Annotated in this window: 23 protein-coding genes; 10 read left to right on the top strand and 13 right to left on the bottom strand. The window is 58.3% G+C overall.

Features of this window, described 5'->3' with window-relative positions; genetic code table 11:
* Positions 1-271: 271 nt before the first annotated feature.
* Positions 272-1,528: a vWA domain-containing protein gene (locus tag ACJ5NV_RS17050; protein ID WP_411645635.1), complete on the bottom strand. Its 1,257-nt coding sequence runs from the start codon at positions 1,526-1,528 to the stop codon at positions 272-274.
* Positions 1,529-1,597: 69 nt separating this feature from the next.
* Positions 1,598-2,503 carry an AAA family ATPase gene (locus ACJ5NV_RS17045; RefSeq protein WP_411645633.1) on the bottom strand — a complete coding sequence of 302 codons (906 nt, stop codon included), beginning with the start codon at positions 2,501-2,503 and terminating at the stop codon, positions 1,598-1,600.
* 275 nt (positions 2,504-2,778) lie between these two features.
* On the opposite strand from ACJ5NV_RS17045, the gene ACJ5NV_RS17040 reads away from it, so the two are divergent.
* A complete protein-coding gene (locus ACJ5NV_RS17040; RefSeq protein ID WP_411645632.1) occupies positions 2,779-3,696 on the top strand; it encodes a phosphoadenosine phosphosulfate reductase in 918 nt (305 codons plus the stop codon).
* 109 nt (positions 3,697-3,805) lie between these two features.
* Here ACJ5NV_RS17040 and ACJ5NV_RS17035 read toward each other — a convergent pair whose 3' ends face one another.
* Positions 3,806-4,093 (bottom strand): hypothetical protein, encoded by a 288-nt coding sequence (locus ACJ5NV_RS17035; RefSeq protein WP_411645630.1) that lies wholly within the window; start codon positions 4,091-4,093, stop codon positions 3,806-3,808.
* Positions 4,094-4,208: 115 nt separating this feature from the next.
* On the opposite strand from ACJ5NV_RS17035, the gene pyrC reads away from it, so the two are divergent.
* The 5 genes from pyrC (at position 4,209) to ACJ5NV_RS17010 (ending at position 10,032) form a co-directional block, all read left to right on the top strand.
* Positions 4,209-5,261, top strand: a complete 1,053-nt coding sequence (pyrC, locus tag ACJ5NV_RS17030; RefSeq protein ID WP_411645629.1) for a dihydroorotase — start codon at positions 4,209-4,211, stop codon at positions 5,259-5,261.
* 149 nt (positions 5,262-5,410) lie between these two features.
* The gene (locus ACJ5NV_RS17025; protein ID WP_411645628.1) at positions 5,411-5,863 is read left to right on the top strand and encodes a GAF domain-containing protein; all 453 of its coding nucleotides are present in this window, start codon (positions 5,411-5,413) and stop codon (positions 5,861-5,863) included.
* 102 nt (positions 5,864-5,965) lie between these two features.
* On the top strand, positions 5,966-6,532 hold the full coding sequence (locus ACJ5NV_RS17020; RefSeq protein WP_411645626.1) for a helix-turn-helix domain-containing protein: 567 nt from the start codon (positions 5,966-5,968) through the stop codon (positions 6,530-6,532).
* Between the two features lie 81 nt (positions 6,533-6,613).
* Positions 6,614-7,498 (top strand): homocysteine S-methyltransferase family protein, encoded by an 885-nt coding sequence (locus ACJ5NV_RS17015; RefSeq protein WP_411645624.1) that lies wholly within the window; start codon positions 6,614-6,616, stop codon positions 7,496-7,498.
* An 89-nt stretch (positions 7,499-7,587) separates the two neighbouring features.
* Positions 7,588-10,032, top strand: coding sequence for a GcvT family protein (locus ACJ5NV_RS17010; RefSeq protein ID WP_411645622.1), 2,445 nt, complete (start codon positions 7,588-7,590; stop codon positions 10,030-10,032).
* Positions 10,033-10,076: 44 nt separating this feature from the next.
* On the opposite strand, the gene ACJ5NV_RS17005 is transcribed toward ACJ5NV_RS17010, so the two are convergent.
* From ACJ5NV_RS17005 to rsfS, 5 genes are read right to left on the bottom strand one after another with little or no spacing between them, the layout of a single operon-like run.
* Entirely contained in the window at positions 10,077-11,429 is a 1,353-nt protein-coding gene (locus ACJ5NV_RS17005) for a S41 family peptidase (RefSeq protein WP_411645620.1), read from the bottom strand.
* Positions 11,430-11,442: 13 nt separating this feature from the next.
* Positions 11,443-12,510, bottom strand: coding sequence for a murein hydrolase activator EnvC family protein (locus ACJ5NV_RS17000; protein WP_411645618.1), 1,068 nt, complete (start codon positions 12,508-12,510; stop codon positions 11,443-11,445).
* Positions 12,507-14,021 carry a 2,3-bisphosphoglycerate-independent phosphoglycerate mutase gene (gene gpmI / locus ACJ5NV_RS16995; RefSeq protein ID WP_411645617.1) on the bottom strand — a complete coding sequence of 505 codons (1,515 nt, stop codon included), beginning with the start codon at positions 14,019-14,021 and terminating at the stop codon, positions 12,507-12,509. The genes ACJ5NV_RS17000 and gpmI overlap by 4 nt, the downstream gene beginning before the upstream one ends.
* 56 nt (positions 14,022-14,077) lie before the next feature.
* Positions 14,078-14,548 (bottom strand): 23S rRNA (pseudouridine(1915)-N(3))-methyltransferase RlmH, encoded by a 471-nt coding sequence (gene rlmH, locus ACJ5NV_RS16990; RefSeq protein WP_411645615.1) that lies wholly within the window; start codon positions 14,546-14,548, stop codon positions 14,078-14,080.
* On the bottom strand, positions 14,548-15,003 hold the full coding sequence (gene rsfS / locus ACJ5NV_RS16985; protein ID WP_411645677.1) for a ribosome silencing factor: 456 nt from the start codon (positions 15,001-15,003) through the stop codon (positions 14,548-14,550). Before rsfS ends, rlmH begins: the two co-directional genes overlap by 1 nt.
* Before the next feature lie 409 nt (positions 15,004-15,412).
* Here rsfS and ACJ5NV_RS16980 point away from each other — a divergent pair, with 409 nt between their 5' ends.
* Entirely contained in the window at positions 15,413-16,399 is a 987-nt protein-coding gene (locus ACJ5NV_RS16980; protein ID WP_411645614.1) for a type IV pili methyl-accepting chemotaxis transducer N-terminal domain-containing protein, read from the top strand.
* Between the two features lie 83 nt (positions 16,400-16,482).
* Here the strand turns inward: ACJ5NV_RS16980 and ACJ5NV_RS16975 are convergent, their stop codons facing one another.
* The 3 genes from ACJ5NV_RS16975 to ACJ5NV_RS16965 form a co-directional block, all read right to left on the bottom strand.
* The gene (locus ACJ5NV_RS16975) at positions 16,483-17,502 is read right to left on the bottom strand and encodes an alcohol dehydrogenase catalytic domain-containing protein (RefSeq protein WP_411645612.1); all 1,020 of its coding nucleotides are present in this window, start codon (positions 17,500-17,502) and stop codon (positions 16,483-16,485) included.
* A 9-nt stretch (positions 17,503-17,511) separates the two neighbouring features.
* Complete coding sequence (xth, locus tag ACJ5NV_RS16970) at positions 17,512-18,300, bottom strand: exodeoxyribonuclease III (protein WP_411645610.1); 789 nt, start codon at positions 18,298-18,300, stop codon at positions 17,512-17,514.
* A gap of 131 nt (positions 18,301-18,431) precedes the next feature.
* Entirely contained in the window at positions 18,432-19,421 is a 990-nt protein-coding gene (locus ACJ5NV_RS16965) for an asparaginase (protein WP_411645609.1), read from the bottom strand.
* 191 nt (positions 19,422-19,612) lie between these two features.
* Between ACJ5NV_RS16965 and ACJ5NV_RS16960 the strand changes: the two genes are divergently transcribed.
* The 3 genes from ACJ5NV_RS16960 to ACJ5NV_RS16950 all read left to right on the top strand — a co-directional run bounded on the left by ACJ5NV_RS16960 (position 19,613) and on the right by ACJ5NV_RS16950 (position 21,959).
* Positions 19,613-20,143 (top strand): invasion associated locus B family protein, encoded by a 531-nt coding sequence (locus ACJ5NV_RS16960; RefSeq protein ID WP_411645607.1) that lies wholly within the window; start codon positions 19,613-19,615, stop codon positions 20,141-20,143.
* A 95-nt stretch (positions 20,144-20,238) separates the two neighbouring features.
* Complete coding sequence (gene rlmN, locus ACJ5NV_RS16955; protein WP_411645605.1) at positions 20,239-21,414, top strand: dual-specificity RNA methyltransferase RlmN; 1,176 nt, start codon at positions 20,239-20,241, stop codon at positions 21,412-21,414.
* 140 nt (positions 21,415-21,554) lie between these two features.
* The gene (locus tag ACJ5NV_RS16950) at positions 21,555-21,959 is read left to right on the top strand and encodes a hypothetical protein (RefSeq protein ID WP_411645603.1); all 405 of its coding nucleotides are present in this window, start codon (positions 21,555-21,557) and stop codon (positions 21,957-21,959) included.
* Positions 21,960-22,166: 207 nt separating this feature from the next.
* Here the strand turns inward: ACJ5NV_RS16950 and ACJ5NV_RS16945 are convergent, their stop codons facing one another.
* Both ACJ5NV_RS16945 and ACJ5NV_RS16940 read right to left on the bottom strand, forming a co-directional pair.
* Positions 22,167-23,285 (bottom strand): Gfo/Idh/MocA family protein, encoded by a 1,119-nt coding sequence (locus tag ACJ5NV_RS16945; protein ID WP_411645601.1) that lies wholly within the window; start codon positions 23,283-23,285, stop codon positions 22,167-22,169.
* Between the two features lie 11 nt (positions 23,286-23,296).
* Positions 23,297-24,043 carry a sugar phosphate isomerase/epimerase family protein gene (locus tag ACJ5NV_RS16940; RefSeq protein WP_411645599.1) on the bottom strand — a complete coding sequence of 249 codons (747 nt, stop codon included), beginning with the start codon at positions 24,041-24,043 and terminating at the stop codon, positions 23,297-23,299.

Raw genomic sequence — 24,043 nt, 5'->3', positions numbered from 1 at the left:
CAGGCTCCTGTTATTGCTAGAACAAGGCTAGGGACCAGCGATGTTACGGGCGATCCGGAAGCTGCGGTAACGCCCTGACAGCGCGGTGTCTTTATGATCGGGAAAGGATTTTCTGCGACACCAAGGGCAGACGTTAATGAAACCTGACCCCTACGGCCCATTGGGTCCGACGAAAGTCCGACGTCGGTCCGACGCCATTCCGATAGTGGAAAAAGGCTGCATGATCTTGTTATAAAACACTTTAATTGCTCAGCAAAAGGATACACCTAAATCAGCCAGCCCGCATCATCGCCATCAACCGCGCTTTCTGCCCGCTATCCTCAGGACGGGACAAAGCCCCCGCCAACCCAGCGAGAGAGGCAATATTATGCCCGGCCCGAAAGCTCGTACAATGGGGCAACATCTGCATGATCCCACGGGCCTTCGGTGCAAAACCTTCCCAGCGCAACAGCGGGTTCAGCCAGATCAACTGCCGGGCAGACAAGCGCAACCGCGCCATCTCGGGTCCCAGATCGGCATCCGGGTCCCGGTCCAGCCCGTCTGTAATCAAAAGCACCACCGCGCCCTGCCCCATGACACGGCGCGACCAGTCGCGATTGAACGCATGCAGGCAGGCCGCGATCCGGGTGCCGCCTTCCCAATCCTGCGCCTCTGCCCCCGCAGCGGCCAGCGCCGCATCCACGTCGCGGGTCCGCAGGTGGCGGGTAATATTGGTCAGCCGCGTGCCAAAGGTAAAGGCATGCACCTGCGCCCAACCCTGCCCTTCGCGGTTCGCGACGCTATGCAGAAAATGCAAAACCGCGCGCGAATATTGCGACATAGATCCGGAAATATCGCAGAGCACCACCAAGTTAGGATAACGCGCACGGCGGCGCTTTGTGGCGAATGCCGTCACCTCACCCCCCCGGCGCATCGCCGCCCGCATCGTGGCGCGCCAATCCGGCAAATGGCCCGGCAGGGCCTGCGTCCTGCGGCTGATGATCGGCGGCACTGGCAAACGCAACTGCGCAAGGACCCGCTTGGCGGCGGCCATTTCCGCGTTGCTCATCTGTTCAAAATCAAGGCTGCGCAAACGCTCCCCGGTCGCGATGGTGCGCGAGGCATCAACGGCAATCTCCACCTCCTCGCCCGCATCATCCGGTGTCGGCAGGTCGCGATCATGCCCGTCGATCAACGTCTCCGCCGCGCGTTTCTCGGCCGCCTCAGCACGGCGTTCATCCTGCACGCCACGCACCATCGGCGACAGAAACGCCATCATCTGTTCCATGTAGCGCGGGTCGCGCCAGTACAGACGAAAGAGCTGCGCAAAGACCTGTCGCTCTTCGGGCTTCGACACGAAACAGGCATGCAGGGTCCAATAGAAATCCACCCGCTCTGTGAACCCCGCCGCGCGGACTGCACGGATCGCATCAATCACCCGGCCCGGCCCAATCGGCAGCCCCGCCTTGCGCAGCGCCCGCGCGAAATGCGTGATGTTCTGCGCGAGTTTCGGATCGTCCGGCAATTCCAAATCGGCAAGCTCAGCCATATCGGCAAGGTCCGGCCGGGGATTTCACATCCCCGGACCCCTGTGGGATATTTTTGGCCAAAAGAAGGCTCATTCAGCCGCCAGATCGGCCTTCGCCGCGTCCAAAATGCGTTTCGCCTCAGACCCTTCCAGTTTTTGGATATCGTCCTGATATTTCAGGATCGCACCCAGTGTGTCGGCGATGACGGCGGGCGACAGGTTGATCACGTCCAGCGCCAACAGGCATTTCGCCCAGTCAATGGTTTCCGCCACGCCGGGTTTTTTAAACAGATCCTCCGTCCGCAGTTTCTGGACAAAAGCCACCACCTCGCGCGACAGCGCCTCTGCCGCCTCAGGCGCGCGGGCGTGCAGGATGTCCAGCTCCCGGTCAAAATCGGGGTAGTCGACCCAGTGATAAAGACAACGGCGCTTCAGCGCGTCATGCACTTCGCGCGTGCGGTTGGACGTCAAAATCACAATCGGCGGTTCCGGGGCTTTGACCGTTCCCAATTCCGGGATCGTCACCTGAAAATCGCTGAGCGCCTCTAGCAAAAACGCCTCAAACGGGGCATCCGTCCGGTCCAGCTCATCGATCAGCAGAACCGGCGCACCGCCGGATTGGGGGCGCATTGCCTGAAGCAATGGGCGTTCGATCAAATAGTCTTCGGTGAAAAGCTCTGTCTTCAATGCGTCCCGATCCGCCCCGCCCGTCGCCTCTGCGGCGCGGATTGCGATCATCTGTTCCGCGAAATTCCATTCATATACGGCTGATGCCGCATCAAGCCCCTCATAACATTGCAGTCGGATCAGACGACGGTCCAGCGCCGCCGCAATCGCCTTGGCGATTTCTGTCTTGCCGGTGCCTGCCTCACCTTCCAGAAACAGCGGGCGGCCCAGACGCAGGCTCAGGAACACAACGGTGGCCAGCGCCCGGCCGCAGACATAATTCTGCTGCGCCAATGCCGCCTGCACCTCATCAATACTGCTGAACGCCATGTGATCCTCCCATGCATCATAGCTGCATTCCCCTGCGCGCCCGTCAACCCATGTGCTACGTGACCGGACCAAAGTCATAGCCTGCGGTGGTGCAGGTTCCGCATGGGCACTTGTTCCGGAACGTGCACAAAGCTGCCTTGGGCCGGGTTTTGACAATCGCACCGCCCCGAAAAAAGGCGCATCGGCCCCTAGTTATGCCGCAAAGCTCGGCTAGATTTCGCCGCAGGGGCCGGGGACAGACGAGATTGAATGTGACAATACAAGACCCAGCACTGATGACGCAGACGTACCTGACAGGGCTTGGGCTGAATGCCTGGCTTAGCCGTATTGACGATCTCTGCGAAGAGAGCGGATTTTTCGAACAATTGGGCGAAGACCATTGTGCCGCCTTTCAAAAAGGCAGCGACCGGCTGCTTGTGACCTTTGAAAGCGCCGACACCATCCGCAGCCATAATGCCTATGCGGAACCGCGCGGCTTGCGGCATGCGCGGCAAGAGGGATGGTCGCAGCTTGCCATCATATCCTACACCGAAAGCTGGTACCGCGACCCCGCGATCTATGATTTTTTCGACCGGCTGATCGACGACGGATTTTTCGAAGAGTTTGAAAAGGTTGTCTTTCATGGCGCGCATGGTGGCGGCTATGCGGCCGCAGCATTTTCGGTTGCCGCACCCAGTGCGACCGTGATCGCCCTGCGCCCGCAGGCGACGCTGGACCCTGGAATGACAGGCTGGGACCCACGCTATAAGGCGCACCGGCACAGTGATTTCACGGGACGTTACGGCTATGCGCCGGAAATGATCGACGCGGCAGAGCAAGTCTTTGTCGCCTATGATCCCTATGAACGGCTGGACGCCATCCATGCTGCACTGTTCCGCAAGCCGCATGTGGCGCTGCTGCCCTGCGCGCTGATTGGAACCGGGCTGGACCACGCCCTTGACCGGCTGGGGATCCATGATGCGACGATAACACTGGCGATGGAGGGCACGCTTGATCGCCAGCGTTTCATGCAGCTATTACGTGCGCGGCGCTACGATGAGACATACGCGCGCGCGCTGATTAACCAGCTACTCAGCACCAATCACAAACGGTTTGGTCGACTGATTTGCGAATATATGCTGCAGCGCGGGCAAAGCCCATTCTTTGCCAAAACGCTGCAAGAGCTTGCCGATCAACGCCCGTTTCAGACGTAGTCGCTATCTTTGCGGGCAACCCTCATTGCGTTAAATGCGCGGACAGCGATGTCGTTAAACGCGGCAATGCCAGCAAATGCAAATGCCGCGTTGCTGTGAAGTGCGGGCGTTAGTGCTTACCGTTACGCTCTTCATAGTATTTCTTGCCCGCTTCATACATACGCAGACCGAAATAGCCCAGCACACCGCCAAGGATGATCCAAAATGCAGTACCGCTGTTAAGCAATGCCGACGCAATGCCCGCGATCAGCATCGCGACCATGAATGCGATCAGCCGCTTTTCGTTTGGCTCCACCGGGATATGCCCTTCCATCGCTTTCACAATGGGACCACCGATGGGGCCCTCAAGCTGGGGTGTCAAAAAGCCCGCAATCACGGCAATAATAAAGCCAAGCATCTGGTTCTCCGCCTAAAGTTCTGTTCAAACGTTAATATCAGGGGCACGGCGTTAATCTGCAAGGCCCTTCCAATCCCACTGGCCACCGTCCGCTCAAACGTGTAACCGATACGCCATGCCCGACCGCAAAATCACCTCTCTCACGATCCGCCGCCCTGACGACTGGCACCTGCATTTGCGCGATGGTGCGATGCTGCGCGCCGTCCTGCCCGAAACCACCCGCCATTTCGCCCGGGCCATTGTGATGCCCAATCTGGTGCCCCCCGTGGTGACGGCCAATGATGCGGTGAAATATCGAACCCGTATTCTGGCAGCCCTGCCCGAAGGCGCGACATTCACGCCGCTGATGACGCTGTACCTGACCGAGGAAACCGACCCCGAAGACGTGCGCACCGCCCATCAGGCCGGGATCGCGACGGCGGTCAAACTTTACCCCGCCGGGGCTACGACCAATTCCGCCTCTGGTGTGCGCGACTTTGAAAAGGTGCGCCCGGTACTGGAAGTGATGGCTGAAATCGGCATGCCGCTGTGCGTCCATGGTGAGGTGACAGACAGCGATATCGACATCTTTGACCGCGAACCTGTGTTCATCGACAAGGTGCTGAAACCGCTGCGCAAAAAGGTTCCTGACCTGCGTATTGTGATGGAACATGTGACAACCCAGGACGCGGTCGATTACGTGCGCGACACGCATAAAAACCTTGCGGCGACCATCACGACCCATCACCTGATCATCAACCGCAACCACATTCTGGCGGGTGGCATCAAGCCGCATTATTACTGCCTGCCCGTCGCCAAACGCGAGGCGCATCGTGTGGCGCTGGTGCAGGCAGCGATTTCGGGTGATCCGCGATTCTTTCTTGGCACTGATAGCGCCCCGCATACCGATCCTGCCAAACTACAAACCTGTGGCTGCGCGGGGATATTCACCGCGCCCAATACCATGTCCTGTCTGGCAGAGGTGTTTGATGCCGCAGGCCAGCTGAAAAAGCTTGAAGCGTTCACCTCTCTTAACGGTCCGAAATTTTACCGGCTGCCCCCGAATGAGGATACGATCACCCTGCAAAAAGGCGATCCTGTCAGCTATCCGGCGCATATCGATACCGAAGACGGCCCCGTCACTGTGTTCGATCCGGGGTTCGACCTGCACTGGCACGTCCAGAGCTAAGCGCGGGGTTAATTTCGCAAGGTGATATAGGTCTGCGGTGCGTGGCAGCCCTTGTTCCCCAGCTTCATTCATCGTGCCAAGTGCTTGTCATTGCGTGGGTTTCCTTATCTAAAAGAACGATCTGAAAAAGCTTGGGAAAAGGGTCAGACATGCGTGTTGATTATGACAGCCTGGCAAAAACTGTGGCGTCCCTCACAGAAGGTGAGGAGGATCGCGTGGCGCTGATGGCCACCGTCGCGTGCGAGGTCCACCACAGCGATGACCGCTTTGACTGGACCGGGTTTTACCGGGTGGTCGCACCGGAGCTTTTGAAGATCGGGCCTTATCAGGGCGGGCACGGTTGTCTTGTCATTCCGTTTTCGCGCGGCGTCTGTGGTGCTGCGGCCCGTACCCGCAGGGTGCAGCTGGTCGCCGATGTCGATGCATTTCCCGGCCATATTGCCTGCGCAAGCAGCACAAAGTCAGAAATCGTCCTGCCTGTGTTTGATCAGAATGGCGACGTCATTGCGGTTTTCGACATCGACAGCAACCAGCCTGATGCCTTTACACAGGCCGACTCTGATGCGCTGGAGAAACTACTTATGGATGTTTTTAAAAGTTAATAACAATCCTTGGTTTTAAGTCATATTCCATGACAGACTGCGCTTGCTATGAAATGGAGACGACACGAATGAACGCTGACGGCACATTGGCAAAGGCTGATTATGGCAGGTCGTGATCGCTCTGCCGACACTTTGGGGGCCGACATTCGTGCGCTGCGCAAGGCGCGCGGTATGACATTAAGCGAGTTGGCCGAAGCGATGGACCGTTCCGTTGGCTGGCTCAGCCAGGTGGAGCGGAATATCTCTCATCCCGCGATTGTTGATCTGAAGCGTATGGCCCAGATTCTGGATGTTTCGATTTCCAGCCTGCTGCAGGCGGGTGTCGCCACCGGGGAAGAAGGGATCGTTGTCCGCGCCCATGCCCGCCGTCCGATTGGCAGCCGCACACCGGGCCTGACAGAGGGGCTGCTTTCCCCCGATTTGACGGGCAGTTTTGAGGTTATTCATTCCTCTTTCGCGCCCGGTGCCACGCTGCCTGTGCCGCTGACCCGCCAGACGCAGGAAATTGGCTATATTGTCCGTGGCCGGTTAAGCATCTGGCTTGATGGCAAGATGTTCAAGCTTGGCCCCGGCGACAGTTTCAGGCTGCGTGGCGAAGAGTTTAGCTGGGCCAATCCACATGATGAAACCTGTGATGTGATCTGGGTCATTTCGCCACCGATCTATTGACCTTTGCCTGTGTAATATAGATGGAGAAATCCCACCTGTGCTGGAACAGCGCAGGTTTCCTGACAAGCAGAGTATGGACCGATGACAGAGATTACTTTGATGGATGGCGGTATGGGGCAAGAGCTGATCATCCGCGCGCCAGAGGCGCCCACCCCGCTTTGGGCGACGCAGGTGATGATAGATCACCCCGGTCTGGTGGCAGAGGTCCATCGCGATTACGCCGCTGCAGGTGCGCGGCTGCATGTGACCAATACCTATGCGATCCATCGTGACCGGCTGACCGGCACCGGGCTGGAAGATCGCTTTGCCGATCTGCATTTGGCCGCTGTGGCCGAGGCACAGCAAGCCTGTGCCGGGCATGGCCGTATTGCCGGATCAATTGGTCCGTTGATGGCTAGCTACCGGCCCGACCTGCATCCTGATGCTGCAGTGGCTGTGCCGCTTTATGCGGAGGTGGCGCAGATTCTGGCCCCTCATGTGGATTTGCTGCTGTGTGAAACCATCGCCTCGGTCGCGCAGGCCCGTGCGGCGTTGGTAGGTGCCCAAAAAGCAGGCAAGCCTGTTTGGCTTGCGATGACGGTGGATGATGAGAATGGGGCGCTGTTGCGGTCAGGCGAACCATTGGCAGAAGTGTTGAACGTTGCAGATGGCGCAGCGGCGCTGTTGGCCAATTGCGCCGCGCCAGAGGCGATGGCCGCGGCGATGGATGTGCTGTCAAAAGGGTCGTTGCCTTTTGGCGCCTATGCGAATGGCTTCACACAGATTACCAAGGCGTTTTTGCAGGACAAGCCAACGGTGGATAGCCTGTCCGCCCGCCGCGATTTGGGCCCGGAGGCCTATGCCGCCATTGCGATGGGCTGGATCGCACAAGGTGCCACGGTCATCGGTGGTTGTTGCGAGATTGGCCCAGCGCATATCGCCCGGCTTGCCACAGAGATTACGACTGCGGGACATACGATCGGCTGATTCAATTGCGGTTCGCCCATGTTTCGTGATGACGTGAAGCCGAATGTGTGAAATTATTCCGGTATATTTCACGAAAAGGGTTTTACATTATGGCTTTCCCCCCTTCATCGGCCCGTGTTGTGATTATTGGTGGTGGCGTTATCGGCTGTTCGGTTGCCTATCACCTGGCCAAGCTGGGCTGGCAGGATATCGTCCTGTTGGAACGCAAACAGCTGACCTCTGGCACCACATGGCATGCGGCGGGTTTGATCGCGCAGCTACGTGCGACGGCGAATATGACGAAACTCGCCCGCTATTCGCAGGAGCTTTACGGTAAGCTGGAAGAAGAGACCGGCGTCGCGACCGGCTTTCGCCGTTGCGGGTCGATCACTGTCGCGCTGACCGATGAACGCCGGGAGGAGATTTTACGGCAAGCCGCGATGGCGCGGGCTTTTGGCGTGCAGGTCGAAGAGATTTCGCCGGGTGAGGTGAAAGCTCGCTATCCACATCTGAATACAGATGGGGTCACGGCGGGCGTTTACTTGCCCCGCGACGGGCAAGGTGATCCGGCCAATATTGCATTGGCGCTGGCAAAGGGTGCCCGGATGAAGGGCGCACAGATTATCGAAAATACCCTTGTGACAGGTATTGCCCGCGACAGTCGCCGCATTACCGGGGTCAACTGGCAACAGGGCGCAGAGACCGCTCATATTGCTTGTGATATGGTCGTGAATTGTGCGGGCATGTGGGGTCATCAGGTGGGCCGTATGCTGGGCACCAATGTGCCGCTGCAGGCGTGCGAGCATTTCTACATTGTCACCGAAAACATCCCCGAACTGACGCAATTGCCGGTGCTGCGGGTTCCGGACGAATGTGCCTATTACAAAGAGGATGCAGGGAAAATCCTGCTGGGGGCATTTGAACCCCGCGCCAAGCCGTGGGGGATGGACGGCATTCCGTCCGATTTCGAATTTGATCAACTGCCCGAAGACTTTGACCATTTCGAACCGATCCTTGAGGCCGCAGTCGCACGTATGCCGATGCTGGCCGCGGCTGGGATACATACGTTCTTTAACGGGCCTGAAAGCTTCACACCCGACGACGCATATCATCTGGGTCTGGCACCCGAGATGGACAATGTCTGGGTCGCTGCCGGCTTCAATTCCATCGGTATTCAATCGGCAGGCGGCGCAGGCATGGCGCTGGCGCAATGGATGGACGCGGGCGACAAGCCGTTTGATCTGTGTGATGTGAATATCGCCCGGATGGAGCCATTTCAGGGCAACCGCACCTATCTGGCCGAACGCGCGACCGAAACGCTGGGCCTGCTTTATGCCGATCACTTTCCTTATCGCCAGAAGGAAACCGCGCGCGGCATTCGTCGGTCCCCCATGCACGCGCAATTGCTGGCGCATGGCGCTGTGATGGGTGAGTTTGCAGGCTGGGAACGCGCAAATTGGTTTGCTGATCCGGGACAAGATGCAGAGTATCGCTATTCCTGGAAGCGTCAGAATTTCTTTGGCAATGTCGCGGCCGAGTTGCACGCATTGCGGACAAATGTTGGACTTTACGACATGTCCTCATTCGGCAAAATCCGTGTGGAGGGGCGCGACGTCTGTGCCTTTCTCAACCATATTGCGGGCGGTCAATGCGATGTGCCGGTGGGCCGCATTGTCTACACTCAGTTCCTGAACGCCCGTGGCGGGATTGAAGCGGATGTGACGATCACGCGACTGGAAGAACACGCCTATCTGGTGGTCACCCCTGCCGCGACCCGGCTGGTGGATCAGACGTGGATGCGCCGCCATTTAGGTGATTACAACGTGGTCCTGACCGATATGACCGCCGCCGAGGCCGTGATGGCCGTGATGGGCCCCGCATCCCGGACGCTGCTGCAAATGGTCTCTCCCGATGATTTTTCGAATGCCGTGAATCCATTTGGCACCGCGCAAGAGATTGAGATCGGTATGGCCCGTGCCCGTGTGCATCGTGTGAGCTACGTGGGTGAGCTTGGCTGGGAGATTTACGTCTCGTCCGACATGGCCGCCCATGTGTTCGAGGTGTTGCATGCGGCAGGGCAAACGCTGGGCATGAAACTATGCGGTTTGCATATGATGGACTGCGCCCGGCTGGAAAAAGGGTTTCGCCATTTCGGCCATGACATCACCTGCGAGGATCACGTGCTAGAGGCAGGTCTGGGATTTGCGGTGAAGACCGATAAGCCCACGTTTATTGGCCGCGATTCTGTACTGCGCAAGCGCGAGGCGGGGCTGGCGAAGCGTCTGGTGCAGTTCAGGCTACGTGATCCAGAACCCCTGCTTTATCATCACGAGCCGATTTTGCGGGATGGGCAGCTTGTTGGGTATCTGTCGTCGGGAGCATATGGGCATACGCTGGGGGCCGCCGTGGGTATGGGCTATGTCCCATGTGCGGGGGAAACCGTGGCAGAGATGCTGGCCAGTACATATGAGATCGACGTAATGGGCACCCGAGTCGTCGCTGATGCGCAGTTGAAACCGTTCTATGACCCGACCGGCGCACGGATGAAGGTGTAGCCCAAATTATGAGAAGAACCGCCCCCGAAGGGGCGGTTGCGGCCTTATTCGTTCACGGTGGCCAGCGTCGCGTGGTCCAGTGCGTTCAGACCTTTGAGGATGTCGATCGCATAGGCGAGTTGATAATCCTCTTCCCGCAGCTGTGCTGCAGCTTCGGCGCGAGCGCGGTCTTCTTCGATTTGCTGGATTTCATCCTCGCTCAGGCTGTCATTGTCGAGTGAGCCACGCAGGTCGGCCTCGCTCCGCGGAGAGGCGGATGAGCTTTCATCTTCCTCTTCGGTTTGGCGCGGACGCGGTTGTTCGACGATGATGTCGGGCGAAATACCCAGTGCTTGGATCGACCGGCCCGAAGGCGTGTAGTAACGCGCGGTGGTCAGGCGCATCGCACCGTCACCCTGTAGTGGCACCACGGTTTGCACGGACCCTTTACCAAAGGAATTTGTGCCCACGACAATCGCACGGCGGTGATCTTGCAACGCACCGGCCACGATTTCAGAGGCAGAGGCAGAGCCGCCGTTGATCAGCACCACGATGGGTTTGCCCTGCGCCAAATCACCGGGCGTGGCGTTGAAGCGGTCGCCGTCTGACGCGGCACGGCCACGGGTGGAGACGATCTCGCCCGCGTCAAGGAATGCATCAGAAACAAAAATTGCCTGATTGAGCAGCCCGCCGGGGTTGTTACGCAGGTCCAGCACGATCCCGTCGATATTATCCATACCGCCGGCTTGTTCGACCTGATCTTCCATCCCTTGCTTGAGGTTGGGGAAGGTCTGATCGTTGAAGGTTGTGACCCGCAGCACCACAGCGTTGCCTTCGGTCCGGGTCCGTACGGCGGTCAGCTTGATCGTGTCGCGAATGATCGAGACGTCGAAGGGTTCGACCTCTCCTTCGCGCACGACGGTGATGATGATTTCAGAGCCGACTGGCCCGCGCATCATTTCGACCGCTTCGTCCAGTGTCAGCCCCAGCACGCTTTCGCCATCGACGGCTGTGATGAAATCACCGGCGAGCATGCCTGCCGCATCGGCGGGGGTGCCATCCATCGGCGAGACGACTTTGACCCAGCCTTCTTCTTGCGTGACCTCGATCCCGAGTCCGCCGAATTCGCCGGTGGTCTGCACCCGCATCCGCGCCGCGTCATCGGCGGACAGATAGCTGGAATGCGGGTCAAGAGAGGTGAGCATGCCGTTAATGGCCGCCTCGATCAGTTCCTTGTCGTCGACTTCTTCGACGTAGCTGGCACGGATCCGTTCGAAAATATCGCCGAACAGGTCAAGCTGTTCGTAGACGCTGGCATTGGCCTCTGCATCCTGCGCAAGCAGGGGTCCTGCAATCTGGCTTGTGGTGACCAGACCAAGAGCCACGCCGCCGACCGCGGCCAAAATCAACTTTTTCATACCCTATCCTATATTATTCCAGCGCAAACCAGCTATCCGGGTTTGTCGGACTTTGCCCTTCCCTGACTTCAAGATAAAGGGTCTGCTGTGCATCGCCCCAGTCAAAGATCGCATTTTCGGTCAAATTCCCGTCAACATCCGTTTCATCCCCCATCAGCCCCAGCGGTGCGCCGGTTTCGACGATTTCGCCCGGTTCTACGAAAACCTCTTTCAGACCTGCAAGAATAAACAGCACATCCGTGGTGGGTTCGAGGATGACAACATTGCCGTAATCCAGCAATGCCCCCCGGAACAGAACCGTGGCCGGGGCGGGGCTGGCGACCAATGCGCCGGGTTGGGCTGCGATCCGGATACCGGGCCGTTCTGTGTTTGTTGTGGGCAGGACGATCCCCCCCGCAGGCAATGGCAGGTTGCCCGAAGGTGTGATCGTGATCTCAGGAGCCAGCCCCGTGCGCCGCATCTGGTTGGCAAAACTGCCGAGGCTTTCCGCCCCGGCGACCAGCAACGCAATTTGCACCGGGTCCTCTTCAAACCGTAGCGGCGGGTCTGTCCGTTCGGACATGGCCTGCCCCAGCGCTGTCCGCGCGGTTTGGGCCCCTTGCAACCCATCGGCCAGTTCCTGTGTCGCTTTTTCGCGCCAGTCCCGCAGCCGCTGCGCCTGTTCTACCTGATCGCGCAGTATCACCACCCGTGTCTGCAAGCCATTGGTCACATCCGCCACCATCATCCCGGCGCGGGTCGCGCCTAGTGCCCCGGCGGGATGCGCCTGAAGCACGGGGTCCGGTGTTCGGCGGATAGTGGACAGGACGCCAAGCAATTGCGCAACCTCTTCACGTTGCGTGGCGAGATCGGTTGATAGCGCGGCCTCTTGCAGGGTGACCTGCCGCAAGCCTTCGCGCATGGCGATCAGCCCGTCTTCGTAGGCCTGCACTGTTTCTGTCAGCGCGCTGATCCTGTCGCGTGCTGATTCGGCCGCGATCAGCTTTTCGCCCGCGGCTTGCAGACGTTGCGCAGCGGCCTGCGCTGCCTCTTGCCCTGTTGCCGGAAAGGCCAGGCAAATCAGGAGCAGTGCGAGCCTCATCTGTCGATCAGGCTCCGACCGGTCATTTCGCCGGGCAGATCAAGCCCCATCAGGTCCAGAATTGTGGGTGCAAGGTCAGCCAGCCGCCCGTCGTGCAGATTTGCGCCCTCGGGTCCGCCGATCATGGCGACGGGCACGGGGTTGGTTGTATGCGCCGTATGCGGCCCACCGGTTTCGGGGTCGACCATGGTTTCGCAATTGCCGTGGTCAGCGGTCACAATCATTGCACCACCGGCCCGTTGTAGCGCCGCAAGCACTTGCCCCAGACCGATATCCACGCTTTCACAAGCCTTGATCGCAGCGTCCAGATCACCCGTATGACCGACCATATCGGGATTGGCGTAATTGGTTATGATCATGTCATAGCCATCCTCAATCGCCGTGATGAAACGGGTCGTGACCTCGGCCGAGGACATTTCCGGTTGCAGATCATAGGTGGCGACCTTGGGCGATGCGGCCATATAGCGGTCTTCGCCTTTTTCCGGCGTCTCGACCCCGCCGTTCAGGAAGAACGTCACATGCGGATATTTTTCGGTTTCGGCCAGCCGGAATTGGCGCAGCCCGTGTTTGGCCACCCATGCGCCCAGCGTGTTTTGAATATCCCGTTTCGGGAAAACAGTGTCGAACCAAGCATCATGCCTGTCAGAGTAGCTGACCATGCCAAGCGTCGCAGCCAAAGTCGGCTGGGTCCGTGCGAACCCGTCAAAATCCGGATCGGCGATGGCAGCGAGGATTTCGCGCGCCCGGTCAGAGCGGAAATTCAGACAGAAAAACCCATCCCCCTGTCCCAGCCCGGTGTAGTCTCCAATAACGGTGGCAGGGATGAATTCATCTGTTTTGCCCATATCATAAGCGGTCGCGACGGCTGCATCAGCCGTATCGGATTTGTCACCCTTGCCTTCGATCACCGCGTCATAGGCGGTTTGCACACGTTCCCACCGGTTATCGCGGTCCATGGCGAAGTAGCGCCCGACCACCGTAACGATGCGCGCATTGTCAGGAAGGTTGCTTTGTAGCTGCGCCATAAAATCATCTGCGGATTTTGGGGCCACATCCCGCCCGTCGGTGATGGCGTGGATCGCAACCGGCACGCCAGCATCCGTGACCGCTTTGGCCGCAGCGATGATATGATTAAGATGCCCATGCACGCCGCCGTCAGAGGCGACGCCCATCAAATGAGCCATGCCGCCGGAAGCTTTCATCTTTTGGATAAAGGCCTGAAGTGCGTCGATCTTGAAGAACGATCCGTCTTCGATGGCCAATTCAATCTGTCCAAGGTCCATCGCGACAACACGACCGGCGCCAATATTGGTATGTCCGACCTCGGAATTGCCCATCTGCCCGGTGGGCAGGCCCGCATCATTGCCATGGGTGATTAGCTGCGCGTGCGGGCCCTGCATGATCGCGTCGAAATGGGGAGTGTGAGCCAGCTTTGGTGCGTTGGCGGTGCTGTCATCGCGCAGACCCCAGCCATCAAGAATGCACAGGACAACGGGCTTGGGGGTGGTCATGGTGGGCTCCTTTGCTTTGGCTTGAGGTGTAGCGCATCACATGGGCGGTGCAACCGTTAAGCACGATGATAGGGTCCGCCGGCAAGAATGGACGCGGCCCGGTAAAGCTGTTCGGACAGCATCACTCGGACCAGCATATGCGGCCAGACCATTTTCCCGAAACTGAGAGAAGCATCAGCCTGTGCCCGCAAGGCCGGGTCGATCCCGTCCGCTCCGCCGATCACAAAGGCCACATCCTGTCGCCCCTGATCACGCCATGTGCCAAGCTTATCCGCGAAAGACGGGGAGGACATCACCTTGCCCCGTTCATCCAGCGTGCAGATCAGCGCCCCATCCGGTATCGCACGTTGCAGCAGCGCAGCTTCTGCCGCCATGCCGCCGCCCTTTTTGTCTTCGACTTCGGAAAGTTGCGCGGGACCAAGGGCCAAACCCCGCCCGGTCCGGTCGAACCGGGTCAGATATTCGTCCAACAGCTCGCGCTCCGGGCCTTTGCGCAATCGGCCCACAGCGCAGATATGAATGCGCATCAGGCGGTCGAGGCCGCCCCGGTCTGCCACATTTTTTCAAGCTGGTAGAACTCGCGCACTTCCGGCCGGAAAATATGCACGATGATATCGCCTGTGTCGATCAGGACCCAATCACCTGCGGTTTTGCCTTCGACTTTGGAGATGACGCCGAATTCCTGTTTGAGCCGGTCGGTCAGCTTTTCCGCCATCGCCGAGACCTGACGTGTCGAACGGCCCGACGCAATGACCATGTAATCGCCCATCTCAGACTTGCCGCGCAGATTGATCTGCACGATGTCTTCGCCTTTGTCATCGTCGAGAGATTTGAGCACGGCGGTCAAAAGACCTTCGCTGGTCGCCATTTTCGGAGCGCTCACAGCGTGGGCCCCGGTGTTGGCCGCTGGTGCGGCCGAGCTGGAAAGAGACAGTGCATTGTCCTCCTTAAAACGCGCCGTCATGGCCCCGGCGCAGGGCATATCCTGAAAATAGCAATGCAGGCGGAGATTTTCAACATTTCCGTCAGGGATGGGATGTAATGCGCGGTGCATGGTCCAGTCCGGCCACAGGAATGCCACCCCCTTCATTTGAACGTCAGATCCCAACACCATGACCGGTCAAAAGCAGTCACTTCGTACCATTAGCGAAAATTGGGCTAGTGTTGGCCGGCTGCCCAATACCCCTCTGCAATTAGCGGCAACGCAGGCGGAACCCTGAGCGGGTTTCGTCCGACCCGATTCCACGCCGTGAAGATCGGCAAGAAAAAGGTGTTTGTTTGGGCATACTTAGCGGATCAGTGGCGGTGAAGTGCGCAGAATTTGTGGGTATATTGCGTGGTCGCGACCCCTAAATAATAATGGGATTCAGATACTTAAGGAGGTCTAGCCTATGTCACTCACTCTGATGACGCCACTCACGAAACTGAAATCCAGCACTTGTGCCGCCGCTACCTTTATCGCCCTTGGATTGTTTACCGCAGCTACGCCTGCCGTGGCCGATGATCTTGCTATTGAGACCGTCCGCTTGGCCAAAGCCGATCTTGGTACCCGTTCGGACGGGCTCGGCATTGTTTCGGATAGCGCGGAACGTATGCAGATCGCAGGCGAGCTGCGTACCTTGACGCAACAAATCGCCGCGGCCTCTTGTGCATTGGCCACCGAAATCGAAACAGACAGCACACGAGACGTGCTGCGCCAGTCGATCAGCGATTTCAACCGCAACCTGACTGCATTGCGCGATGGTGATGCGCAGTTGGATATTGCGGCCCCCGAAAGCCGCTATGAGACTCTGGCGCAGCTCGACGAAATTCGCGATGAGTGGAATGTGGTGCAGATTGCCGCTGCCGGTATCCTTGCTTCCGAAGATCAAGCGATGCACCGTCAGGTCGTCGAAGATCGCACCGCCAAGTTGCTGGAACTGACCAACCTTCTGGCCGCGGTCATCACCAGTCAGTATGCCTATCCGCATGAGATCACCACGGCCGATGCGCTGATGATTGAATTTGCCGGGCGTCAGCAGATGCTGAGCCAAAAGATGGCACATGTGGCCTGTCTGGTCTGGCATGAGAATGGCACCGCGGAATCCCGCGATTCCCTGCGCGAGACAATGCAGTTGTTTGAGGCATCTCTGAACGCATTGCGCCACGGCATGCCCGAATCTGGCGTGCATGGTGCCCCGAACGCGAAGATCCGCGCCGATCTGGACGGCTTGCTGGACCGTTGGGTCACGATCAAATCAAACAGCGAAGCATTGCTGAGCAGTGATGAGCTGAACCAAGCGCAGAGCGCTATGGTTTACCAAAACATCGAGGTCAGCCTCGCAGCATTTGACGGGCTGCTTCACGACTACAAGGAATACGCCGAACGCGCGCACTAGCGGCGAACACTCTCCTCCCCCCTGGGCCGTCGGATATCGCATCATTTGCGTACATCCGGCGGTCTTTTTTTTTTGCGCGCGCCCTACTTGCGTGGATCGATGAACGCCTTGCCGTCGGGCTGTTCTAGCAAGGCAGGAAGCTTGTCCATCGCTTCTGAAAGCGGCGTGATCCCCGCCACGTCGGTGGTCCATTTGCCGGAGACAAACCGTTCTTGAATCTCGCCAAAGGCCGCCGCGATCCGTTCTGGCGCGACATGTTGCATCCACTGGGTCAGCCAGAAGCCTTCGATCACTTTGTGCTGGAAGATCAACTGCCCTAACTGCGTCAGCTGCGGTGGTTCTGTCGATAGCTTACCGTAGTTCACCCAGCGCGCATATTTCGGCATAGCAAAGAACAAATCAGCGGTGAACTGATCCCCTACGGCGTCAAGCAGGATCAATGGCTTCAGCGTCTTCAGAATGCTTTTCGCCTGATTCAGCCCATTCCCATCGCCAGTGACGATCACCTCTGCCGCGCCCAGATCGCGCAGCACTTGCGCCTGTGCCGCCCGTCGGACCACCGCAATCGGTTTGATCCCTTGATCGCGCCCCAATGCAATCAGGAATTTGCCCAATTGCGATCCGGCAGCGTTCAGGATGAAACTGTCTGCGCCGCTGTCTTTGACCAGATCGAACATGGCGATGGCCGTGAGCGGGTTCACCAGTTGCCCCGCGGCATCCGGCTCAGCCAAATCCGGGCGGCAGGGGATCAGCCCGCTGATATCAGCCAGCGCATATTCCGCCCAAGTGCCAGAGCCGCGCGCGTAGCAGCTGACCCGCTGCCCGATCAGTGGCGTATCACCGGCGACAACTTCGCCCACAGCTTCGAACCCTGCGGGCATGCCCTTGATCCGCGGCTGGCCGTATTCGCCTTTGATAAAATGGATGTCAGACGGGTTGACCGAGGCCAGATGCACCTTGATGAGTGCTTGCCCGTCGCCGGGCGTTGGAACGGGGTGGTCCTGATAGGCCAGATAGGGTGAAAGGTCATCGACCGTAGGGCCGGTTTGTGTGTTCGAATAGCCATCCTGTAGCTGGATCAACGCTTTCATCATATCTGGCATCGTTGGCTCCTAAAGGTCAAAAGTGGCAAAGACGGGCGCGTGGTCACTGGGTTTTTCCCAGCCGCGCGCATCACGTAAAATACGGCTTGAGTGACCGGCGTTGGTGATATCCGGTGTGGCCCAAATATGGTCCAGCCTGCGCCCTTTATCGGCCGCATCCCAGTCCCGCGCCCGGTAGGACCACCAGCTATAAAGCTGGCCTTCGGGGATATCATTGCGGGTGACGTCCGACCAGTCCCCCGAATCCATGACCTGCCCGAAATGCTCCACCTCAATCGGGGTGTGGCTGACGACCTTGAGCAGCTTTTTATGGCTCCATACATCGTCTTCACGCGGGGCGATATTCAGATCACCCACGAGGATGGATTTCTGCGGTTTGTCGGCGTGGAAAGCGTCGCGCATGTCGGTCAGATAGTCGAGCTTTTGCCCGAATTTCTCGTTCACTTCGCGATCCGGAACGTCACCGCCTGCAGGCACGTAGAAATTGTGGATTGTCACCCCGTTTTCCAGCTGCCCGGCGATGTGGCGGGCATGGCCAAGGCTGGCGTAATCATAGGCGCTGACCTCTTGCATTGGCAGTTTTGAGAGGATCGCGACCCCATTATACCCCTTTTGCCCACGGGCAACCATATGTGTGTAACCCAGTGCCTGAAATTGCTCTAACGGGATCTTGTCTACCGGGCTTTTGCATTCCTGCAGGCAGAGCACATCGGGGGCTTCTTCCTGCATCAGCTTGGCGACGATGTTTTCGCGCAAGCGGACAGAGTTGATGTTCCATGTGGCAAGGGTAAAGGACATGTGATGCGACGCTTTCTGCTGGGTGCGTGTCAGGGGCCGGGACGCAAAGCGCCCTTGTTCACGATATGTTTGCCTGTTTAGGCGAAGTTATTCAACCACGCGCATGCGGTTTAGCCGCACGGACCCGCCCCCTAGCGAAGCGCGGCAGCGGGTCTGATTGATCCGGTCACGATACCACGCCGGTTCACGATGGGCGGCTGCATCCGTGCGATGGCTGCAGGATGCGCAGGATCAAGTACCCCAAGTTTCACCAAGATCGTTGCAATCGCGCACTCACTCGCCCGTGTTGCCCCATCCACGATCTTGATCGCAACGCCCAGCCGTTTTTCCGGAATGATCGCAATGAAAACACCCTCTGCCCCGGTTTTGACCGCCACCTTGCCATTCATAGCTCGCATCAGATCGGTGCAGGCGCGGGTTTCGCCCGCAACCAGCGCTGGATGCGCGCCCATCGCATGGGTCAGCTTGACAGCCGCTGCGCTGCGCCTGTCGGACCGGTCCTGCGCGCTGGCAAAGAACGCCATCGCCCTCGCCAAACCATGCACGGTGCAGGCATGGTTGGGGGCCGAGCAGCCGTCGATCCCGAACATTGGGCTGGTTTCTTGCGTGACCTCTTCAAAGGCTGCCTTGCAGGCCTGCTGCACCGGGTGATCAGGCTCCTGATAGTCCGGCCCGGCACCCAAATGCTTGTTCAGGGTCAGAAATCCCGCATGTTTGCCTGAACAGTTGTTGTGGAACTGACAGGGTTTTTCATTGGCGCGGATCAGGGCATTACGCGTCGGAATATCGTCGGGCAATTGCGGGCCGCAACGGAAATTATCATCCGTCATCCCCAGATCACGCAGCCAAGCGCCAACCCGATCCGTATGAATCGCCGCCCCATTATGCGAAGCACAGGCCAGCGCAAGCTGCTCCACTGACAGATGCGCCCCTGCCCCGCTTTCCAGTAGCGGTAATGCCTGCACCATTTTGCAGGACGAACGCGGATAGATTACCTTGTCCGGATCACCCAAGGCGCTGACGATCTGGCCCGCGTCATCGCACACGACGACGTGACCGCGATGAACACATTCTACCATGTCACCACGCCAGATTTCGACCAGATCAACAGGATTTGTCATTTTTTTGCCTTTTTGGCTTGTATACGTCATACCGACCACCGGTCGCGTTAGGGCTTTCCCATGCGGGCGGTTTTTTGCTAGCGTAATCGGTATCGAGTTGAAACAGTTCCCGCCAGCCGAAAGGATGCCGTCAGACGCATCCGGTGACAACTGGGAACATCAAGAGGCAAGGACAGCTTGGAGGCTGTAGAATGATTTTGAATATCTCACGGGGATTGGCGTTTGTCGCCGCGATATGGCTGGCAGGTGCCGCCACAGCGCAGGAAGAAAGCGACAACCGAGTCGCCGTTGAAACTGACTGGAACGTGTTTGTCGAAAGCGACCCGAATGAATGCTGGGCTGTATCCGCCCCGGTCGAGACGGTAAATACGCGTGACGGCAGTGTCGTATCGGTACGCCGTGGCGATATCCGACTGATCGTATTTTATCGCCCAGACGAAAATGTCGCTGGTCAGGTGATGTTTGCAGGCGGCTATCCTTTTGCCAGCGGCACAACGGTTTCGCTGGCGGTGGGTGACACCACTTTTGAAATGTTCACCGAAGGTGAATTCGCCTGGCCCGCCACGGCAGAGGATGACGCGAAATTCGTCGCTGCCATGAAACGCGGGGCCAATGCGGTTGTGAGCGGTCGCTCTGGTCGCGGTACGCAGACGCAGGACACGTTCAGCTTGCTTGGCTTCACTGCCGCCGTGGAAGAAGCTGCAAGCCGCTGCACAAGCTGATTATTGGTTTTCATTGACCATTTGGGGCCGGTTTTCTTGTGGAAACCGGCTCTTTCTCTTATATGGCAGGCTTGACCCCTTTCCGGAGCAGACCCATGAACGCCAAAGCCCCGATCACACAGGATGTGCTGACCATTCCGCGCAAGCTGCCGGACGGGCCAGAGAACCTTGTCGGCATGACGCGCGAGGTGATGCGTGAAGCGCTGATCAGTGCAGGTACGCCGGAAAAGCAAGCCAAGATGCGTGTGGGCCAGATCTGGCAGTGGATTTATCATTGGGGTGTCCGCGATTTTGCCGAGATGACCAATCTTTCCAAAGATTATCGCGCGCTACTGACCGAGAGGTTTGTGGTCGCTGTGCCCGAGGTCGTAACCCGGCAGGTGTCTGAAGATGGCACCCGCAAATACTTGGTGCGGATCGCCGGTGGGCACGAGGTTGAGATCGTATACATTCCCGAATCCGACCGCGGAACGCTTTGTGTGTCCAGTCAGGTGGGCTGCACGCTGACCTGTTCTTTCTGCCACACCGGCACCCAAAAACTGGTGCGTAACCTGACCGCCAGCGAGATCATCGGTCAGGTGATGGTGGCCCGCGACGATCTGGAAGAATGGCCTGTGCCCGGCGCGCGCAACGTCGAAACCCGCCTGCTGTCCAACATTGTGCTGATGGGTATGGGCGAGCCGCTTTATAATTTCGAAAATGTCCGTGACGCAATGAAGATCGCCATGGACCCGGATGGCATCCAGCTATCCCGCCGCCGGATCACCTTGTCGACATCTGGCGTGGTCCCCGAGATTGCCAGGACGGCGGAAGAGATCGGCTGCCAATTGGCCATCTCTTTTCACGCAACCACCGATGAGGTGCGCGATAAACTGGTGCCGATCAACAAACGCTGGAATGTCGCCACGCTTTTGGATGCGCTGCGAGCTTATCCCAAAGTGTCGAACTCTGAACGGATCACGTTCGAATATGTGATGTTGGATGGGATCAACGACAGCGATGATGATGCGCGCCGCCTGATCAAGCTGATCGACGGCATCCCCGCCAAGATCAACCTGATCCCGTTTAACGAATGGCCGGGTGCCCCGTACAAACGGTCGTCGAACAACCGCATCCGCGCCTTTGCCGATATTATTTACAGGGCGGGATATGCGTCCCCGGTCCGCAAGCCGCGTGGCGAAGATATCATGGCCGCCTGCGGTCAGTTGAAATCGGCGACTGAACGGGCTCGCAAATCACGCGCCCAGATCGCGGCAGAAACCGGCCTGTAAACGTGCGCATTTGACGCGCGCTGTGGGCCAATATTGTTGCTGATTGCGTTTCGAATGCAGACGACGCGGTGGAAACATTTTCGGACAATTTATAGTTATTGTTAACAGCCTGTTTACCAATAACGGCTGATACTTGCCGCATGAAAGAGTTCTTTGTTTGTTTACCTCCAGAACTTGCCGATGCCTTGGAACATATTGCCGGGCGCGACGAGCAAGCCATTGAAAATATCTTGCGCGATGCATTGCGCAATGATTTGCGCCGTCGAACACGGTCCCGCAACCCTCAGTCAAAGGCGCTTTTGGCCCCTTTGCGCGAATGTCTGGTCAGTGATCTTGAACAGGCGACTGACTGGCCTGACCTGACCCATAGGCTGGCTAATCAGGGATACCAGCTTACCCGCATTGGCGGTGGGTTGAGCCTGCGTGATCTTGCCGGCCAACATATCTGTAATCTGGCAGAGCTTGGCCATAGTCACACCCGGCTGATACGCAGGTTCGGCTGTCCGATCCCATCACAACGGCAAGCGAAGTCCAAGGTGGCCTGACAAGCGTTGGTGTCACAATGGGGCCATGCATCCGCCTGTTTGTGCGGTGACGGGATGACCGTGGCAATCACGTGCTTGGTCATTCGCGCCCAACGTGATCGTGAAACGTTTCAGGAAAGCCTGAATGACGTGTTCGCAGTCTTTGGCAGAAGCGTCAAAAATGATGCCGTGATTAAAGGTTCTTCAGCGCGATGCTGCCTTAACAACCTACGCCAAAAGGGCGAGGGCATCTTCGGGTGACAGGGCGGACGGGCGTTCGCAGGTTGTGCTTGTTGCGACAAAGCGCCGGTCTTCGCCTGCTTTCAGAATGCTGGTCATTACATCCACCGCATGCACCGCTAGGTCGATATTGCACCGATGCGCCCGGTCTTCTGCAATTGCGGTGGCCATGTCGGCTAGTCCGGCGCACCGATAATTGGCCCGCTCGCCTTGATTCGCGATACCAAAAGGGTGATCCCACGTATCCAATCCCGTGATCTCTTTGTCGGCACCGCCCACCTCCACGGTGCCGCCAAAGAAGTTCGGGTCCGGCACAAAGAGCGAACCGGTTTCGCCGTAAAGCTCCATCGGGGCATGCCGATGCGCCCAGACATCCCAGCTTGCGCCCAGTGTCACGGTCGCACCATTCGCGAATTCCAGTAGCGCATGGATATTTGTCGGTGTTTCGACAGGCACGGTTTCACCCTCGCGCGCGCCGTTCCCAATGGTCCGCGTCGGGAAAGTGGCCGAGGCAAGTGCGGCCACCGATTTGACCGGTCCGATCAGTTGGATCAAATTTGTGACGTAGTAAGGCCCGATATCAAGAACCGGCCCGGCGCCGGGCAGAAAAAAGAAATCCGGGTTCGGGTGCCATGCTTCCATCCCGTGACTCATCACGTGGCAGGTGCCGCCGATGATTCGCCCAATGTCGCCCGCATCAATCGCCGCACGCGCTTGCTGATGCGCACCACCAAGGAAGGTATCGGGCGCGGACCCGATGCGCAGGTTTTTCGCGGCGGCCAACTCGCGCAGCGCTTCGCCTTCTTGCAAGGTAAGCACGAGCGGTTTTTCAGAATAGGCATGCTTGCCTGCCTCAAGGATGCGCCGCGTGACCTCGTAATGTACCGCCGGGATGGTCAGGTTGACCACCACGTCGATATCACCGGCCTTCAGCAAATCTTCGGGCGTTTCGGCTCGCACATTAAATTCTGCCGCCCGCGCCTGTGCCGCGTCCATGTTGATATCGGCCACGGCCTTGATCGACAGCGATTTGAACAACGGTGCAAGCCGCAGGTAGCTGGTAGAGATGTTCCCGCATCCGATGATGCCAACGCCAAGCTGTGTCATATTTTGTGCCTTTAAAACTGTTTGATCGCAGCAAGGCTGCGCGTGGCAAAGCGGGTGTGATCGCTGGGATTGTCATGTTCGACGACATAATGGTCGATACCATGTCCTTGCAGTGCCGCATGGATCGCGGCCCAATCCATGATCCCATGGCCTACATCGGCCCAGCCATCCTCATTCGTACATTCGCCGTCGGGCGCGATATCCTTGATATGTACCGCGCTGATCCGGCCTGCATATTTGTTTATCCAATCGACAGGATCATGGCCGGCGACGCGGACCCAGCCCAGATCAAGTTCCAGCTTCAGGTCGTCAGAGGCCGCAGCAATCAGATCAAGCGGCAGGTCGTTTTCAGGCGTCGGATCAAATTCGAACGCGTGGTTGTGCCAGCCGACAATCAACCCCGCATCTTGCAATGGCTTTGCCGCCGCAGCGAGCCGTTGCCCGAATGCCGACCAACCCGCGCTGTCAGTGGGGCGCGCGTCAGAGGCTATGAAAGGCACAAAGACCTTGGGAATATTCATCGATTTCGCCAGTGCGATCGCCTGCGACGGATCGCCTTCGACCATGTCGAACCCCATGTGACAACTGGTGATGCGCAGCCCGTTTTCTGCAAGCCCTGACTTCAGGCTATCAGGATCGTCAAGCAACCCGCCAAAGCCTTCGACCTCGTTGTAACCTGCGTCCGCTAGCATTTTCAGCGTATCATTCAGCGGCGGGAAATTGCGGGAACAGTAAAGCTGATAAGAAATATGTGTCAT

Source organism: Loktanella agnita, from assembly GCF_046640325.1.
Classification (GTDB): domain Bacteria; phylum Pseudomonadota; class Alphaproteobacteria; order Rhodobacterales; family Rhodobacteraceae; genus Yoonia; species Yoonia agnita.
Note: the sequence above shows the minus strand (reverse complement) of the source record. Positions and strands in the feature narration are given on the sequence as shown.